The organism is Monoglobus pectinilyticus (assembly GCF_002874775.1).
In the GTDB taxonomy this organism is placed as follows: Bacteria; Bacillota; Clostridia; order Monoglobales; family Monoglobaceae; genus Monoglobus; species Monoglobus pectinilyticus.
Window position 1 is genome coordinate 931,753 of the sequence record NZ_CP020991.1, and the last position, 17,275, is coordinate 949,027.

Genomic DNA, 17,275 nt, shown 5'->3' on the forward strand with positions numbered 1-17,275 from the left:
GTTAAGAGTCACAGCTTTGCAATTTATATAAAAAGCGCCTTGCCGTTTAATAAGCGGCAAGGCGTTTAAAGTTAAATTTTGATTTTCTCTCAATACAACACTATAATTTGACAGAAAACTCAAATAAAGCGATTAGCTTCTTATTTTATTTCCGAATGAAGCTGCTGAAGCGATTTAACCTCTATAACTTTTTTATTCTTTACTTCTTTTATACCGCTCGAAGCCGCTTTTGCCGCTGCCATTGTTGTCATATATGAAATCTTTCCTTTGATTGCGGCCTTTCTGATATAACTGTCATCATGGATACTTGTCTGACCTGCCGGAGTATTAATTATCATTTGTATTTTACCGTTAGTTATTTCATCCAGCACGTTCGGTCTTCCTTCATGGAGTTTATTAATGCGCTCAGCAGGAATCCCGGCTTCTTTTATTAGATTATAAGTTCCGCCGGTTGCGATAATTTCAAACCCTGCGTCATGGAAATCCTGGGCAACAGAAACTACCTCTTTTTTATCCTTATCGTTAACGCTTATAAACACTCTTCCTTCAAGCGGCAGTCTCGTTTGAGTTGCTTCCTGAGACTTGTAGAAAGCTTCTCCAAACGTTCCGGCAAGACCTAAAACCTCTCCTGTAGACCTCATTTCAGGACCTAACAAAGGATCACACTCCTGGAACATATTCCACGGGAACACTGCTTCTTTAACACCATAATGCGAAAACTTTCCATGTTTAAGCTCGTCCAGCGGATACGGCTTTCCGGTAAGTTCTGCCGTCATTATCTGAGTAGCTATTTTGACCATATTTATATTGCACACTTTTGATACCAGCGGAACAGTTCTGGACGCTCTCGGGTTCGCCTCCAGCACATAAACTTTTCCGTCCTCAATAGCGTACTGCATATTCATCAGTCCGACTACGCCCATTTCCTCGGCTATCTTCTTTGTATATTCATTTATCGTCTTCACGTTTTCTTCCGGTATATTTAGAGATGGAAGTATGCAGGCTGAATCTCCTGAATGCACTCCCGCAAGCTCAATATGTTCCATAACAGCCGGAACAAAGGCGTGTTTTCCGTCAGAAATTGCGTCCGCTTCACACTCCATAGCGTGATTTAAGAATCTGTCGATAAGTATAGGTCTGTCAGGCGTAACTCCAACAGCGGCATTCATATAACCAACCAAACTGTCAGAATCATGCACAACCTCCATACCGCGTCCGCCAAGCACATAAGACGGTCTCACCATTACCGGGTATCCGATTTTTTCAGCGACCTCTAAAGCTTCATCCACATTTACAGCCATACCTGCTTCCGGCATAGGAATTTCCAGCTTGTCCATTATATTTCTGAACCTGTCCCTGTCTTCCGCTAAATCAATAACTTCAGGTGATGTTCCTAATATTTTTACGCCGTTTTTCTCAAGCTCTGCCGCCAAGTTAAGCGGGGTCTGTCCTCCAAACTGCGCGATAACTCCTATTGGCTTCTCTTTCTTGTATATGCTGAGAACGTCTTCCAATGTTAAAGGCTCAAAATATAGCTTATCCGACGTATCATAGTCGGTAGAAACAGTTTCAGGATTACAGTTTACTATTATAGTCTCAAAGCCCAGCTCTTTAAGGGCGAGCGCCGCATGTACACAGCAGTAATCGAATTCTATACCCTGACCTATTCTGTTCGGTCCTCCGCCGAGTATCATTATTTTTTTGTTCTCAGTTACTTCATTGTTATTTTCACTGTTATAAGTTGAATAATAATAGGCGCTGTCCGGCGTTCCGCTCACATGTATTTTATCCCAAGCCTCTTCAACCCCGATTTTTATTCTTTCATTTCTTATTTCATCTTCCGGTACTTCCAAAATTTTGCTTAAATACTTATCTGAAAAACCGTCCTTTTTAGCCTTTGTCAGCATTTCGGAGGACGGTAAATGTCCCTTTTCCTTTAAGAGCGCTTCTTCTTCATCAACAAGCTCTTTCATCTGTTCAATAAAGTAATGTTTTATTTTAGTTAAACTCCAAAGTTCTTCAACAGTTGCTCCCTTTCTAAGCGCTTCATACATTATAAACTGGCGCTCGCTTGTTGGATATGCGAGCATTTGGAGCAGCTCTTCTTTGGTCTTATCATGAAAATCATTGGCAAATCCTAAACCGTAACGGCCTGTCTCAAGACTTCTGATAGCTTTTTGGAAAGCTTCCTTATATGTCTTTCCGATAGACATAACCTCGCCTACGGCTCTCATTTGAGTCCCGAGCTTATCCTCAACATCCTTAAACTTCTCAAAAGCCCAGCGTGCAAATTTAATTACAATATAATCACCGTCAGGAACATATTTATCAAGAGTTCCATACTTTCCGCACGGTATATCTTTAAGAGTAAGCCCTGTGGCAAGCATAGCAGACACAAGCGCTATCGGGAAACCGGTAGCCTTTGACGCCAATGCTGAAGAACGCGACGTTCTGGGATTAATCTCAATAACAACAATTCTATCGCTCACAGGGTCATGAGCAAACTGCACGTTTGTTCCGCCTATAACTTCGATAGTTTCTACAATTTTATACGCCTGCTCCTGAAGCCGCTTTTGAACCTCTTCGGGTATAGTAAGCATTGGAGCCGAACAGAACGAATCCCCTGTATGCACGCCCAGAGGGTCAATATTTTCTATGAAACATACGGTTATCATATTGTTTTCAGAATCGCGGACTACCTCAAGTTCAAGCTCTTCCCAGCCGAGAATAGACTCCTCAACCAAAACCTGTCCTACCAATGACGCCTGAAGACCTCTTGACACAACAGTCTTTAACTCATCAACATTATAAACAAGACCGCCTCCGGCTCCTCCCATAGTATAAGCCGGGCGTATAACAACAGGATATCCTAACTCCTCAGCTATAGCTAACGCTTCGTCAACTGTATAAGCAACAGCGCTTTTAGCCATTTCTATCCCCAGCGAGTCCATTGTCTTTTTAAACTCTATTCTGTCTTCGCCGCGCTCTATCGCGTCAACCTGAACGCCGATAACCTCAACATTATACTTTTCAAGCACTCCGGCTTCCGCAAGTTCTGAACACAAATTCAGTCCTGACTGACCGCCAAGGTTAGGCAGCAAAGCATCCGGACGCTCCTTTTCTATTATCTGTGTAATACGCTCCAAATTAAGAGGTTCTATATAAGTGACATCGGCCGTGGTCGGATCGGTCATTATTGTCGCCGGGTTTGAGTTTACCAAAACTATTTCATAACCCAAATTTTTCAAAGCCTTGCACGCCTGAGTTCCCGAATAGTCAAATTCGCAGGCTTGTCCGATAATAATAGGCCCGGAACCTATTATCAGTACCTTATGAATATCGTCTCTTTTTTTCATCTTATTTCTCTCCTCTTTTATTATATTTTCCGAAAAACCGGCTGCCGCAAAAACTCTGTACAGCAAAAATACGCTGGAAACAGTTACTTTTACTTTAGCAAATAGAAGATTTTTCAGTTCGTTATGGAGCGCGATAAATCAAAGCGCTTTTTGCTCTTTATAGATTTACTTATTAGTTAATTTCAAAACTATAGAGAACAAAAATTTCTTAACTTATATAATATACAAAATTCATCAACAAGTCAACAAAAAGGACAAATTTTTTCAAAAAAATATTTATCTGCTAAAATCTCCTGTTTATGTAAATGTTATAAATTTTTATCGCCATAAATTTTTAAATTTCTTTTTACTTCCTATTATATTTGAGCTGACAACTTGAAAACAACAAAAATTTTATATTAATATCAGTAAAACTTTCTGCATATTTCAAACTCAAACTGACCGAAGCAATTTTTTCATTTCACAAATACCTTTTTTCTGAGATTTAATAATTGCTTCAAGTATCGGAACGAGTTCTGAACAAATATCATAAAGCAACGCGTTCTGAGACATGCGGATTGCTCCCTCGTGGTGCGGAATCATCTCACGAATAAAGTCAGCATTGATATTATTTGTTGAGCAAGCATTTTTCATCTGAGTAAACATAGTACAGGTTATCTGACTAAAGCCTTTTTGATACAAACACAAATCTAAGGGCGTATTATCTTGTTCTCCGCATTGGCAAAGTATGTTTTTCATGTTATCAATACTCTTTGTTTGTTCATCTATAATATTTAACGCTATATTCTGAAGCGGAACGCAGGTGGTATACTGCAAAAGATTTTCAGACATTTCTATTGCCGCCATATGATGAGGAATCATTTGAACAATAAAATTATGAGAAAGGCTATCCGTCAACTCCGCCTCTGTCATATTCTCAGTCATTTGTTCTAATATCTCATAAAAACGACACAAATACGCTTTAGCAACATTGCTTAATTTCCGGTCTGCCATATTTAAACCTCCAAAAAATTAAATTTTAACTATTTACATTTTATGAGAAGATATTGATTATTGTTCCAAGCATAAAAATCTATAGACCTATTTATAATATTTACCTGTTTAATTTACAGTGCAGTTATACATTACATCTCAACAAACAGAACATGTCCAGCATTATATTTAATTGTTCAGTCGTTCTGACTTATATCACAACATATAATATAGTTTTTAGCTGATTTAATTTTTATAATCTGTCAATTGACTCTATAAGAATATTAATTTTATCTCCGTAAAAACTATCTTTGAGGTGAATAATATGTATGAAAATTTAAATCAGCTTATTAATTTAAGTTCCAGCAGCAGGTCATATTTTTTGTCGCTCCCTGTTAATATACAAATGAAACTCCATAATTATTCAGAACATATTCATACGGCATATGACTTACACAAATATGCAGATTTCTGCTCAAATAAATTATAAATTGTTTAATGAATTTATTGATTTAAACCCATCACTCAATGAGCCTTACTGCTGAATCCAAAGTAATCATTCTATTAATTGCTGGAATAATAAAAAACGTGTTTTACCTAACTTTTTTACATTTTTCATTAAATATATTTTATATTACAGGAAATAAAAAAATATTGAGTTAAACATTTGGATATTTGAAAAAAGTCTAATATGATAAATCAGAAATTTATAAAATTACAGCATTGTTTTTATCTGATCAAATATCCGTATTTAAAAACCACATAAAGCTATGGTGAGCAAAATTTTGCTCACCATTTTTATTCTAAATTATTTTAAAATCTTAAACAACCTCTACAGCTTGCTGAATATTATTATTAAAACTTATACTCTTTTATCTTATTAATAAAAAGTTTTACCGCCGAAGAAAATGTCTCATACTTCTTTGTTACAATATACAAATCAACTGACATTTCAGGTATAATCGGACGAAATTTAAGATTCCTGCTTCCTTCCGTATTTACAAGATTTGCAAGGCAAAGCGCATAGCCTATATCTTTTTCCACCATAAATGTTGCGTTATAAATAAAATTATATGTTGCGACAATATTCATTGATGAATAATCAGTTCCAAACCACTCAAGATTCTGGTGACCCAAAAAGTCTGATTGGCAAAAATAAGCGGAAGATTCTTTACTGGGCTCTGATATTTATGAAATTGAACCGTCAGAACCATATTCATCGGAAGACTTAAACTACAACAATAATTCTTCAAGAGCAAATATAGAGCAGAGCGACAGCAATGCAAGACCATCTATTTCGGGTAGTATTGAAAACTTAAATAAATATGACGCTATATTTCTTGGTTATCCGATATGGCATGGAAAAGCGCCAAAAATAATATACACGTTTCTGGAAAGCTACAATTTTTCAGACAAAACAATCATTCCATTCTGCACATCCGGAAGCAGCGGCATAAGCGGAAGTGAAAGCGAATTACACACGCTTGCCGGAAATGCGGAGTGGGTTTCGGGAAAACGTCTGACAGGCAGTGATTCGGAAGCAAGCATTAAGAGCTGGCTGGATACAATAGATTTGCCAACCCCCGAAACGACACAGATTCCGGTGATATTGCCTTCTTCCCCTCCTCCGTCAACAACAGAAATAAATATAGAAAATGATATTGTAACGGTAAAAAATGCACCTGAGAACTCATCGTTGATTTTAGCATTCTATAAAAATAATATATTAATCAATGTTGACATTACTGAAGGCAGCGGTACGATAACAGAAAACATTTCGGACAAATCAACCGACGCAGATTTGATCAAAGCGTTTTTATGGGATATGAAAGCAATAAATCCGCTGTATTCAGCTAAACAGATAGAAAATAATAAAAATCAAAAGATGCAGATTAAAATATCATCGGGCGATTATGAAATTATTTATAAACTCAATGAAAGTCAAGCCGCAAAAGAACTTTATGCCCAGCTTCCGCTTACAATAGAAGTTGAAGATTTCAGCACCAATGAAAAAGTGTTCTATCCGCCTCAAAAACTAAGTATAGACAATACGCCAATGGCAAGCGGCGGCAAAGGCAAGCTGGCATATTTTGAACCATGGGGCGATGTAGTGATGTTTTATGACAGCTTCAGCGATAACAGCAGTTTGTTTGAGCTCGGTGAAGTTGTTTCAGGACAGGATGACATTGAAAAGTTATCCGGGATAATCACGATTTCAGCATACGATATATAAAAATCTATTATAATATAGTTAAGAGGTATAGAAATGAAAAAGATAACATTAATAATTTTAACATTTATAATTTCAACACTATGTATGACATCATGCAGCGCGGCAGAGCCTCAAAATGTTTCCGCTTCCGATTTTACTCTTACAATGAAAATTGGTGAACCTGTAATGACAGTAAACGATATAAAAAAAGAAATTGATCCCGGACGCATCACTACGCCGGTTATAATCAACGAAAGAACATTGGTACCGATACGTGCTTTAATAGAAGAAATGGGCGGAGCTATAGCCTGGGAAGAAGATACGCAGAATGTTATAATCGCTCTCGGCAAAGATATAATAATACTTACAATAGACAGCACAACTGCATTTGTAAATGAGGAAGCAAAAACACTTGATACCGCGCCCGCTACAATAAATGACCGAACAATGCTGCCAATCCGGTTTATATCTGAAAACTTGGGATATAAAGTAGATTGGAATGAAAACGAGCAGTTAATTACAATTACTAAATAAAAACAATGACAAACCGTATATTATTAACATTTTATAAAATACATATTTATCTGGTAAATTCTAACCACATTCGAGTATTATTGGAAACACTCATACAACAAACAAATACAATAAAAACAGGTTAATATATTCTGTAATTCAAAATTCCGATTAAACGAAAACGCTTAATCGGAATTTTTGCATTAAAAAACGCTCTTATTGTATTGGAACTTTTGAATTTTCAGACTATCAAATTAAAATAGAAAATTATTATTAACATCATAAAATGTTTAAGATAAATATGCCTGCATGTATTGTCAATTAAAACCGGCTTTGAAAAAATATAGACTATTTATTTTTCCTTAAAAGCTCATACTCCATAAATCATAAGATTCCATTTAACCCCCATTCTTACATCAAAACTACACGTCCGTTTAAATAATGGAACTTTAAGACGCTTCCTTTGTAGTAACATATTATTATCAGTTCAGCAGTTATCGTTTGAATTGAAAATATAATAAAAAATGTTATTATGAAAGAAGGTTAAAAAGATTGAGTAATAATCGCTGTGACCGCTGCGGGCGTCCAATCAAAGACCCTAATGCAAAATATGGCTGGCGGTGTGCGGAAATTATAGCTGCAGGAGAAAGTCTGACCATTGATTTATCTGCAATTTTCTATATGCTTGAGAAATACACTGATTTTTCTTTTGAATCACAGAATGACTTGTTTGATACTTCTGAGATATTCGAGAAAATGCTGACACTGTCGTCAGCGCCATATTCTATGAAGGCAGAAAATGACTATATTGAAAAGGGTATATCTCTTGCTTACGCATGTTTTCCAACTATTATGAGCTGGGAGACAAAGCAAGGAAATCTGCCGTATCGCATTTTATTGAAGAAATGCATAAAGCGGAAGAAACACTGGCGCAGGCAAGTTCAAGGTACACTTTGACAGAAGAAATGAACAACAAGCTCATTGATTATTATGAGGCAGAAAATAACCCGGACACAAATGATACAGCAGAAGATTCCATTGACGAATTATTTGAAAATATACCTCTGTATAATTACTTAAATACGGTGTTTGCAAAAACAGAAGCTGAGTTTGAGGACAGCCTAATGAAAGGATTAAATGCGTCATACAACGCATTTATGAATCTGCCATACACAAGTTCAATGATGGGAGACATAGCTGTTGCTGAACCACAAAATGCTTTTGCTCATGAACCTTACGTATCTCAATTCAACATTCCTGGTAAGAACATAAAAATTTCAGATTCTCAATTTGGAAAAAAAGTTGGAGAACATGCTGAAGACTTTGGTTTAAATCCAAGTAATCCTGAAAGCAGATATTTAATTAGAAACAGAATAAATGAAATCTTTATACATAAAACTGAAATTCGACAAGGTTTATGGCGTGGTCAAGGTAAAACATTGCCAAATGGGGCAAATGCCTCAGGACAAGTATATTTACAAGATAAAGATGTTGTTGTAACAGATTTAAACGGAAACTTTATAACCATAATAAAAGAAGGTATAAATATCCCAAGAATAATAGATGCAGAAAAAATATGGCCTTAATTAAGAAAGGAGATACTTAAATTATGTTAAATAACGACCCATTTTTAGATTTTGTTATGCAAGAGGCTGAAAAAATAGGGAAGCTATTTTTAATAGATTCGGGTGAAGGTAATAGTTTTATAGATTCGGACACTGGTTGCGATGTAGAAGATTTAAGCGGATGGCTTATTAATCCATACGAAAGTGAGAAATTCATATCAGCACGCAAAAAAGGAACATTAGATATTGACTTTGCAAACTCTTACGTTTTCGCAAAGTGGACAAAGTCTGATAATGGAAATATTAAAATTACATTTAAAAGATATTAAAAACTGGGACAGAACTCCAATTAAATATTGAAGTTCTGAGTTCTGTTAAAAATATACATAAATTAATTTTACTTACTATTATTCATAATTTCTTTTTATAAAAAACCTATTAACTATAAGATTTGTTCATAATATTTTATCCTCTAAACAATCGCCTCATTTTAACCAATTAAAAAATAGGAGGAAAAATATGTGTATAAAATAATTAAAATTCGCAATTATGCAGCTACTCGAGATATTGAACTACAAAACCTTAATACAAATACAATAAATTTATGTTTTGATGATTCTGCTGTTGTAAGTTATAATAATTTCGATTTTATTGAAGAAGGGAAGGTATATGATTGTAAAATGGAACTATTCGGCAATTTTGAGAACACAAAAAGTGATTTTAATGTAATAGTTACTATTCTTGAATCAGATGTTCTAATAGGAAATACAAAATATCTTAAGGTTTCTATTGATTCAGATATTTACTACATTCTTATGTCAGACACAAAAAATTTTAATCTAACCAAATATATGTATTATCATTTCACAAGAATAGACTTGATTCAGGTTGACAATGTTATACATGGAGATTGCCTTTAATTACAGTGCGGATATTATAAAAATAGTATTGCATACAAATGATACAGCATAAAATTCCGTTAACACATTATGGGTGACATATCTTATTATCATTACTTATATGCAATAAAGGCGGGAATGCCAACAGAGCTAGATATGCAGGAAATAATATTTGATTTTACAGGGTGTAAGTATATTATGAAATTATATGATATAATTCAGGAAAGCTTTGGCTTTCCTGACTGGTTCGGAAGGAATTGAATGCATTGTGGGATCTTTTAAGAGATTACGCAGGGTGCCCACCGATAGCTGTAAAGATAACAGGGATTGAAACAATGCCTAAAGATTTGCAGAACTATATGGATAAAGTGCTGGAAGTGTTTATCGATGTTCATGGCGAAGTCCCGCAGATACATTTTGAAGTAATATCATAAAGAAAACAAAAATAGAACCAGCGTTTTTACGCTGGTTCTATTGCTTTTGGTGCACCGAACCTTGCTAAATCCGAACCCTCTATATCTGCCAAAGATACAGTCTTTGAGCCATCTTTGTAGTTGAATGTGATAATCATTTTATCATCATACAGATATACCGAATTGACAAAACTGTCAATCAGCCGTTGCCGCTGTTCCTGCTTGGTGACATCAATATCTCGGAAATGGCATATCCAGAAAGTGACCTGTTCTTTCGTCAATAGAGGTTTTTGCATTTCCTCTTGCAATATGCTGACTTCCAGTTCACTTTTATTTTGTTCCAATTCATCAAGCCGCGCTTTGGTTGAAAGGTTGAAAATGCCCTGTTGAATCGCGTCCAGCATATTTTTGATAGCCTTTTCTGTTTCTGCAAGCCGTTGTTTCAAAAGTGGTAAATCGGTGCTTTCTCGTGCCTGTAAATCCATAACCATATCAGCAATATACAGAACCATCGCGTCGTCCATAATAACTTTCATAGTTTGTTCTACAACAAGATTTTCAATCCAATCTTTTTTGATAGCCTTTTTGTCGCACAACTTTTTCTTTTTGGTATTGACACAACGATAATAATGGTGAACCTTCATCGTGCGACTGGTGCCGCTTTCACCAACCATAAAAGCGCCGCATTTTCCACAATGGAGTTTCGTGGTCAACAGGTAATCGTCCTCCGCTTTATGACGAGCAGGAGCCTTTTTGTTCTTCGCCATACGCTCTTGAACTCGGTCAAATAGCTCTTGCGGCACAATCGCCGGAATAGCGTCCGGTTGTATCACGTCACGGTAACTATATTCCCCTATGTAACGACGATTTTTCAAGATATGGTTTACAATATTCAGCGTGATTTTACCACCGCGCGAAGATTTTATATTGCGCTCGTTAAGCATATTTACAAGCGTCTGCATACTTGTCCCTTTAGAATAAAGTTTGAATATTTCTATAACGACTGGCGCGGAGGCGGGGTCAATTTGAAAATGCTGCTCACCGTCAATGGCATATCCCATTGGAATACTGCCGCCGTTATATTTACATTTCAGCGCATTTTCAGTCATGCCGCGCACAACCTTTTCCGCAAGCTCGGCGGAATAAAATTCGGCATAGCCCTCTAACAGGGATTCCAATAAAATGCCTGTTGAATCTGTTGCAATGGCCTCGGTCGCGGACAATACTTTCACGCCATTTTTACGGAGGGTAGCTTTGTAATGCGCTGAATCATATCGGTTACGGGCAAACCGATCTAACTTCCAGACAATAACCACATCAAATAAATGTTTTGCGCTGTCCTTTATCATATGCTGAAATTCAGGGCGGTTATCCGTCTTAGCGGATAAGGCACGGTCAATGTATGTATTTAGAATTGTCATGCCGTTTTTCACGGCATATTCTTTGCACTCTCGAAGTTGCCCCTCGATGGATTCCTCACGCTGGTTGTCAGAGGAATAACGGGCGTAGATTACTGCGTTCATTTGTTCGCCTCCTTAAAAATTTATATTTTGATGATATTGTGAGTTTCTATGATAAGAAGTTTTATCAAAAAAGTCTGAATCAAACAATTTATTTCTTTTACCGTATTCAAACAAATATTTAAAAGTAAATGGTACATTAAATTTATTAGAAAAATGATACAAATTATAAAAATAATCTTGTACTTGAGCATTATCCAAAATTCTTTTTATTTCGTATTTAAAGAAATCAAATTCTTTATTTGTAATTATCTTTTGTTTTTTCAAATAACATATATAAGAAAAATACGATAATGTTTTGTCTATCCTTAGTTCTAAACTGCCACTACCATGGAAATTTTCAGAATACCAAGCCTTTCCATAATCAATATCATAGATCGTTTCTTTTATAAATTCATCTGTCCTTATTTTCTCAGTCAATTCGTTTATGTAATCAGCTCGTTTTAACAGAGTATTCTTTTTCCATTGATGATAGCCAAACAATCCTCCTACTATAACAAGTAATAATGATATACAGGACGCAATATCTGCTATAGATATTTGATTACTAAAGGTCATTTTTTCATCTCCCCCAACATATCAATCAAAGTTTGCTTCAGTCGATCATTCATAGGCGAATTAGGGTCAAAGCACATTTCAACGAACTGCCGCATTTCCTCGCTGTTTTTTTCAATCTTAGGATGGTATTCATACAGCTTTCCTTGTGGCTGGTCCGTCCGTCCAAAAATGTAATCAAGTGATATATCAAAGTAATCTGCATACCATAAAAGGACGGTAAGCGGTGGTGATGATACATCCGTTTCGTAGCGGTTGATACACGCTTGAGTTGTTCCAATAATATTTGCTAATTTTGTTTGCGATAGCTTGATACTATCACGCAAAGTCCGCAATCGTTCCCCGACAATCTTCATAAGAAATACACCTCTTTCTACTTCTAATTATACACGAATAATAATTATATGTCAATTCAATTATCGCGTAAAAACAAATTTATATTTTGCGTCTGATAATGAAACAACTTCGGGACAGACTGTCCCGAAGTTGTTTCGGCGGCATATAGATATTAGCGGCGTTAGCCGCTAATATAAACGGTACATTCGCCCCTATGCGGCGAATGTACCGTTTGGGTTTAATAGAAGAGATATGTACACTCTTCTATTAAACCAGGGGTTTCCAAAGGGGGGATTTGTCCCACTTTGGCACACAACCTTGCTTGCAAGGTGTAGTGTGTTACACCGCCTTGCCGACTGACGGGAAAAATGAGGTTGCGCCGGATAGGCAACCTCATTTTTTATCGGCAGGAAAACGGGGCGGAATTTACGAGCGCAAAGCGAGTAATTTCCGCCCCGTTTTCATAAGGCATGGCGGTATATAGGGTACATTTACACTAAGTAAAATAATTTTCAAAACAGCCTTGACATAGTGGGGGTATTAAGTTATAATAATTATTGCCCCCATTAAGTGAGGTGATGACATTGGGGAATAAAAAAATGGGTCGTCCTACAGACAATCCAAAGAATACCTCTATTAAATTCAAAGCTGATGATGAAACGGTTTCAATGCTAAAAGAATGTAGCAAACTGTTAGAAGTTTCACAGGCTGAAATTTTAAGAAGAGGGGTTCATAGGATATATGACGATCTCAAAAAGTAAAAAAGGAAGCGGCTCTCCCTCGCTAAAGTTGAAGCCACTTCCCCCGCGTGACTGCCTGAAAGACAGAAACACAAAAATATTATATCATTTGTGCCTAAGTTTTTCAAGGGGTTGCGACTAAAAATAAAGAAAGGATAATTTTTATGATAGTCAGACAACTCAAAGCTGAAAAATTTGATTACTTTCAAAATCAGCTCATTAAAAGAGCACAACAAAATCCATTGGAGGCCAGTTTCAACGTAACTGTAAAAGTTGATAGGAAAGAATATGTTTTGAGGATTCAGCCGGAAAACAAACATAGGGTGGTTGCCCTGCAAGCGTTAGAAGTTGATCGAGATGAAGAATGCGGCCATCTTCATATGCTCATTACAGACAACAAAATTCTTTCTTCCCTGCTAGAACTTTTGATATGGCAGGGGGTAGCATGATGAACATCTTGGAAGAATTTTATTATGGCAATATCAATCCCAACGAGAAATGCTTTAAGCGCCAATCGGAATTTGCTACATTCGTCAAGATCGTTTCTGATAATGAGGAAAAACTAATCGCCTATTTGGGTGGCGAGGAAAAGCATTTGTTTTCCCAGCTTATGAATGCCCAAAGTGAAATCCTTGATACCGAAGCCCGCGAGCGTTTTATTGAGGGATGGAAACTTGGGGCAAGATTTATGCTTGATACCTTTATAACGCCGCGATACAGTCCTATTAACGGCGTATGTGAGGAATAAAACAAACAGCCTGATACGGTTTTCGTACCAGGCTGTGTTCATTTTTATGCCTTTCTTTCACTTCGGGACAGGTTGTCCCCAAGTTGTGACCAAAATGAAATAGGGCTGGAAAGCCGCATGAAGGCTTTCCAGCCTAATTACCTTTAAGCGGAAACGTGAGGGTGTGTCAAGGACGGCGTAGCCGCTCGTGAAATCCTTGACACACCCTCATGGTTTTGCTATCTATTCCCCCGCCTGCTCCATCAACTGCTTCGCCAGCCGTTGAAGTTGCGCGGCACTATCCTCGTCCAGCGGCACCGTTTTCTCCACCGCTGCGGTGACTGCCGCCGCCATATCGTCCACCGATATATCTTCTCGCAGCTTGTCCGCTAACTCCGCTTGTATTTTCCGTATCATATCTGCCGTCGCGGTTTCGCCCGTCGATTCGCCACTTTCCATGTCCTTTTTTATATCTCGCAAAATCATCAAGAAATGGCTTTTTATCTTTTCAATCTCGGCTTCGTGGTCGCCCAATTTTTGTGATTTCAAGAGGTTTATATCGTCCTGCGCATCCTTTTTGAAATCGACCAATGACATAACAGCCATATCTATGATCTCGTTTCGGCCTCTGATTCCGGCGACAAGGGTATCTTCAAAATATATTTTTATCAGCTTAATCAAATTTGGAAAATTTCGATGCTCTAACAATCGGTTGAGTGTTTGGGCATCAATCTTTCCTTTCAAAAGCGGTGTTACTGCGCCATCCGATAAGCCCAATTCGCTGATGTCGTGATTTTTGCGATTGCGAATCGTTGAAAGTCCAAGGATATAATCGGTTGAAACCTTAAATTCTTTTGCCAATTTGACAAGAATATCACTACTAATATTTTTGATACGACCACTCTCAAGCCGGCTGATCTGTGAGGTGGGAATCCCAATCCTCCTGCTCAATTCTTGTTGAGAAATCCCCATATTTCTTCGCAGGTCGCCGATTAGCTCGTTCGGCGTTCCGGGTAAATACATAACGATTCCCCCTTTTTAAATATTCTATCACAAGTGTTGCAAAAATGCAATAATTGAAGTGTAGACTTCCCAAAAATGCAAACCGCGCAGAAATCCGAGGTTTGCATTTTTTCGTGCTACAATTATCTTAGTCGGCCGACGAAAACACAAAAATGGAGGACAAGTAATGGCAAAACAAATGACACCGGGGCAGCGCCGCAAGGCCAACGCCCTGATACGAAAAATCTGCTGTAACTATGATAACGGAAACTGTATCGCTCTCGACGATGGAGCGGAATGCGTCTGTGTTCAAAGTATTTCCTACTCTCTGATTTGCAAATGGTTTGTAAACGCCGTACTTCCCACAGACAAAGCGCTATATGCGGAGATTATGGGGCAAGGTGTGAAACGGTGTGTCGAATGCGGCGCGGCGTTTGCACCCGGCTCCAACCGGGCGAAATACTGTGTGACCTGCGCCCGGCGGTCACATCGGCGGCAGAAAAATGCCAGTGACAGGAAGCGGCGGGACAATGCGGACAAATAGAGGCGAGGAAAGCCCCATTCCACAAGGGTTTGCGGGCAGCGTTCCGGGGTGGACGGTATGTTTGTACTTCCTACCCGGAAAACAGCCCTCTAACCGTCACCAACAGGAGGACTAATAATGCCACAATACGCAATATTACGGTTTGAGAAACATAAAAGTGGTTCGTGTCGTGCGCTGGAAGCGCACCATGAACGACAGAAAGAGAAATATGCCAGCAATCCTAATATTAATATTGAAAAGAGCAAGTACAATTTTCATATCATTCAGCCAACAAAATATTACCGTCTGGAAGTGGATGAACGAATCAAAGCGGCAGGGTGCAGAACACGCAAAGACAGCACAATGTTTGTCGACACACTCATAACAGCCAGTCCCGACTTTTTCAAAGGAAAAAGGCAGGGCGAAATCAGGAATTTTTCAAGACAGCCGTTGACTTTATCTCACAGAAGATAGGAAAAGATAATCTCTTTTCGGCGGTAGTGCATATGGACGAGAAAACGCCGCATTTGCACCTTTGCTTTACGCCGATTACAGAGGATGGGCGACTATCCGCAAAAGATATACTTGGCAACCGCGCCCAGTTATCCAAATGGCAAGATGAATTTCACGCGCATATGGTTAAGAAGTACCCTGACTTAGCAAGAGGTGAATCAGCTTTTGATACAGGACGCAAACATATTCCCACATGGTTATTTAAGCAGAGTGTGAGCCTGTCCAAACAAGCGGCATTGATTGATAACGAATTGGCGGGAATCAATCCGCTCAATGCAGGCAAAAAGCGTGACAATGTACTAAAAATGCTTAAAAAGTGGTTTCCCAAGATGGAAAAGTTTGAAGGGCAGCTGCGGAAATATCAAAAAAGCATAGACTTGCTGGAAAAAGAAAATGCCGATCTTGCCGAAAAAACAAAGGACGGGAGTGGAAATAGAATCAAGACACAGCTTGAGATCGGCAAGTTGCAAAGCGAAGTGACGGAACTACGCCGTTTCATGGATTCCATACCTAACGATTTACGAAAAGAATTACAGGTAATGCAAAAACAGCAAGGCCGGAATGGGAGGATTGATAAATAGATAATGAGACTTAAATTTGGATATATAGTGAATGATCAGCATGGCTAAGAAACGGAAGGACTATGGAACGGGTATCCCTGAACACGAGGTTGAAGCCCTTGCTCGCTGCCTACTTCCTGAGATACAGAAGTTTTTTGAGAGCGAAGAGGGCAAACGGGAATTTGAGGAATGGAAAAAAGAACAAGAGAATAAAGACAAATGATGCAAAAGGCACTTCGGGATAGTCTGTCCCGAAGTGCCTTTTCAGTGTCATAATTACTTAATAAAATAATTATTGCACTTGAAAATTTCACCAATTTGTGATATAATATTTTTACCAGTGTAGTAAATAGTCAGATTTACTCCCTTGTGGCTCATGGAGACATGGGCGGCATCGTGCTTGTAAAGCATGGATGTATTTTACTCTGGCGCACATATCCTATCCACTCTCACACTAACTGTCGGACTATCTGAGCTACATAGTCATCATGATTGTGAATATGGAATGATATGTCGGTGTAGAAAGACTCTCAACTATATTATGGGGAGTTGGAATGTGCTGGTGTTATTGGTATACGGCTATTATCTCTTTGTTATTGGCGGATTGGGGAGTCCTCAAGCCTTATGGTTTGAGGCCAATAATAACAAGGAGGTGAAATACCATGAAGAAAGCGGATAAAACCCCAATTACCATTAATATTTTTAGTGGTAATAAAATTTCTCTTGATGGCAAATCCGTTGTGACAATTTTAATTGTCATCGTATGCCTGACACTGGTTATATCATTTTGTAGTCCTGAACTGCGTGCTAATGTTATCCGTTTGTTAATTAGCTTAGCAGAGAACTACTAATACCAGCACACTTAAAAA

19 protein-coding genes and 3 pseudogenes are annotated in these 17,275 nt (G+C 37.9%); 15 read left to right on the top strand and 7 right to left on the bottom strand.

Annotated elements, in window-relative coordinates; translation table 11 throughout:
- Positions 1-140 precede the first annotated feature (140 nt).
- From carB to B9O19_RS04220, 3 genes are all read right to left on the bottom strand, one after another.
- A complete protein-coding gene (carB, locus tag B9O19_RS04210; protein WP_102365248.1) occupies positions 141-3,356 on the bottom strand; it encodes a carbamoyl-phosphate synthase large subunit in 3,216 nt (1,071 codons plus the stop codon).
- 432 nt (positions 3,357-3,788) lie between these two features.
- Entirely contained in the window at positions 3,789-4,349 is a 561-nt protein-coding gene (locus B9O19_RS04215; protein ID WP_102365249.1) for a DUF305 domain-containing protein, read from the bottom strand.
- An 834-nt stretch (positions 4,350-5,183) separates the two neighbouring features.
- Positions 5,184-5,465: a type 2 periplasmic-binding domain-containing protein gene (locus B9O19_RS04220; protein ID WP_154058618.1), complete on the bottom strand. Its 282-nt coding sequence runs from the start codon at positions 5,463-5,465 to the stop codon at positions 5,184-5,186.
- 58 nt (positions 5,466-5,523) lie between these two features.
- Here B9O19_RS04220 and B9O19_RS12235 point away from each other — a divergent pair.
- The 8 genes and pseudogenes from B9O19_RS12235 to B9O19_RS04265 form a co-directional block, all read left to right on the top strand.
- Positions 5,524-5,838, top strand: a pseudogene (locus tag B9O19_RS12235) (flavodoxin); the annotation flags it as partial.
- Between the two features lie 63 nt (positions 5,839-5,901).
- Complete coding sequence (locus tag B9O19_RS12000; RefSeq protein WP_245863005.1) at positions 5,902-6,561, top strand: cyclophilin-like fold protein; 660 nt, start codon at positions 5,902-5,904, stop codon at positions 6,559-6,561.
- A 33-nt stretch (positions 6,562-6,594) separates the two neighbouring features.
- Positions 6,595-7,074 (top strand): stalk domain-containing protein, encoded by a 480-nt coding sequence (locus B9O19_RS04235; RefSeq protein ID WP_102365251.1) that lies wholly within the window; start codon positions 6,595-6,597, stop codon positions 7,072-7,074.
- Positions 7,075-7,605: 531 nt separating this feature from the next.
- The gene (locus B9O19_RS04240; protein WP_102365252.1) at positions 7,606-8,010 is read left to right on the top strand and encodes a hypothetical protein; all 405 of its coding nucleotides are present in this window, start codon (positions 7,606-7,608) and stop codon (positions 8,008-8,010) included.
- A complete protein-coding gene (locus B9O19_RS04245) occupies positions 8,007-8,639 on the top strand; it encodes a hypothetical protein (protein WP_102365253.1) in 633 nt (210 codons plus the stop codon). The genes B9O19_RS04240 and B9O19_RS04245 overlap by 4 nt, the downstream gene beginning before the upstream one ends.
- Positions 8,640-8,662: 23 nt before the next feature.
- On the top strand, positions 8,663-8,947 hold the full coding sequence (locus tag B9O19_RS04250; protein ID WP_102365254.1) for a hypothetical protein: 285 nt from the start codon (positions 8,663-8,665) through the stop codon (positions 8,945-8,947).
- 192 nt (positions 8,948-9,139) lie between these two features.
- Positions 9,140-9,538 (top strand): hypothetical protein, encoded by a 399-nt coding sequence (locus tag B9O19_RS04255; protein WP_102365255.1) that lies wholly within the window; start codon positions 9,140-9,142, stop codon positions 9,536-9,538.
- Positions 9,539-9,715: 177 nt separating this feature from the next.
- Positions 9,716-9,951, top strand: a pseudogene (locus B9O19_RS04265) (barstar family protein).
- A 26-nt stretch (positions 9,952-9,977) separates the two neighbouring features.
- Here B9O19_RS04265 and B9O19_RS04270 read toward each other — a convergent pair.
- The 3 genes from B9O19_RS04270 to B9O19_RS04280 are packed head-to-tail and all read right to left on the bottom strand — an operon-like array spanning position 9,978 to position 12,361.
- A complete protein-coding gene (locus B9O19_RS04270; protein WP_102365258.1) occupies positions 9,978-11,453 on the bottom strand; it encodes a recombinase family protein in 1,476 nt (491 codons plus the stop codon).
- Positions 11,454-11,465: 12 nt separating this feature from the next.
- Positions 11,466-12,008, bottom strand: a complete 543-nt coding sequence (locus tag B9O19_RS04275) for a hypothetical protein (RefSeq protein ID WP_102365259.1) — start codon at positions 12,006-12,008, stop codon at positions 11,466-11,468.
- A complete protein-coding gene (locus B9O19_RS04280) occupies positions 12,005-12,361 on the bottom strand; it encodes a helix-turn-helix domain-containing protein (RefSeq protein ID WP_102365260.1) in 357 nt (118 codons plus the stop codon). Before B9O19_RS04280 ends, B9O19_RS04275 begins: the two co-directional genes overlap by 4 nt.
- Before the next feature lie 558 nt (positions 12,362-12,919).
- On the opposite strand from B9O19_RS04280, the gene B9O19_RS04285 reads away from it, so the two are divergent.
- From B9O19_RS04285 to B9O19_RS04295, 3 genes are all read left to right on the top strand, one after another.
- Entirely contained in the window at positions 12,920-13,102 is a 183-nt protein-coding gene (locus tag B9O19_RS04285) for a ribbon-helix-helix domain-containing protein (RefSeq protein WP_245863007.1), read from the top strand.
- A 143-nt stretch (positions 13,103-13,245) separates the two neighbouring features.
- A complete protein-coding gene (locus B9O19_RS04290) occupies positions 13,246-13,530 on the top strand; it encodes a hypothetical protein (protein ID WP_102365262.1) in 285 nt (94 codons plus the stop codon).
- Entirely contained in the window at positions 13,530-13,829 is a 300-nt protein-coding gene (locus B9O19_RS04295; RefSeq protein WP_102365263.1) for a DUF6809 family protein, read from the top strand. The genes B9O19_RS04290 and B9O19_RS04295 overlap by 1 nt, the downstream gene beginning before the upstream one ends.
- A 222-nt stretch (positions 13,830-14,051) precedes the next feature.
- Here B9O19_RS04295 and B9O19_RS04300 read toward each other — a convergent pair whose 3' ends face one another.
- The gene (locus tag B9O19_RS04300) at positions 14,052-14,831 is read right to left on the bottom strand and encodes a helix-turn-helix domain-containing protein (RefSeq protein WP_102365264.1); all 780 of its coding nucleotides are present in this window, start codon (positions 14,829-14,831) and stop codon (positions 14,052-14,054) included.
- A 166-nt stretch (positions 14,832-14,997) separates the two neighbouring features.
- On the opposite strand from B9O19_RS04300, the gene B9O19_RS04305 reads away from it, so the two are divergent.
- The 4 genes and pseudogenes from B9O19_RS04305 to B9O19_RS04320 all read left to right on the top strand — a co-directional run bounded on the left by B9O19_RS04305 (position 14,998) and on the right by B9O19_RS04320 (position 17,257).
- Positions 14,998-15,354: a cysteine-rich VLP domain-containing protein gene (locus B9O19_RS04305; protein WP_102365265.1), complete on the top strand. Its 357-nt coding sequence runs from the start codon at positions 14,998-15,000 to the stop codon at positions 15,352-15,354.
- Positions 15,355-15,471: 117 nt separating this feature from the next.
- Positions 15,472-16,427 (top strand): annotated as a pseudogene (gene mobV, locus B9O19_RS04310) (MobV family relaxase).
- A gap of 40 nt (positions 16,428-16,467) precedes the next feature.
- Entirely contained in the window at positions 16,468-16,629 is a 162-nt protein-coding gene (locus B9O19_RS11815; RefSeq protein ID WP_169925265.1) for a hypothetical protein, read from the top strand.
- A 439-nt stretch (positions 16,630-17,068) separates the two neighbouring features.
- Entirely contained in the window at positions 17,069-17,257 is a 189-nt protein-coding gene (locus B9O19_RS04320) for a hypothetical protein (protein ID WP_102365267.1), read from the top strand.
- Positions 17,258-17,275 lie beyond the last annotated feature (18 nt).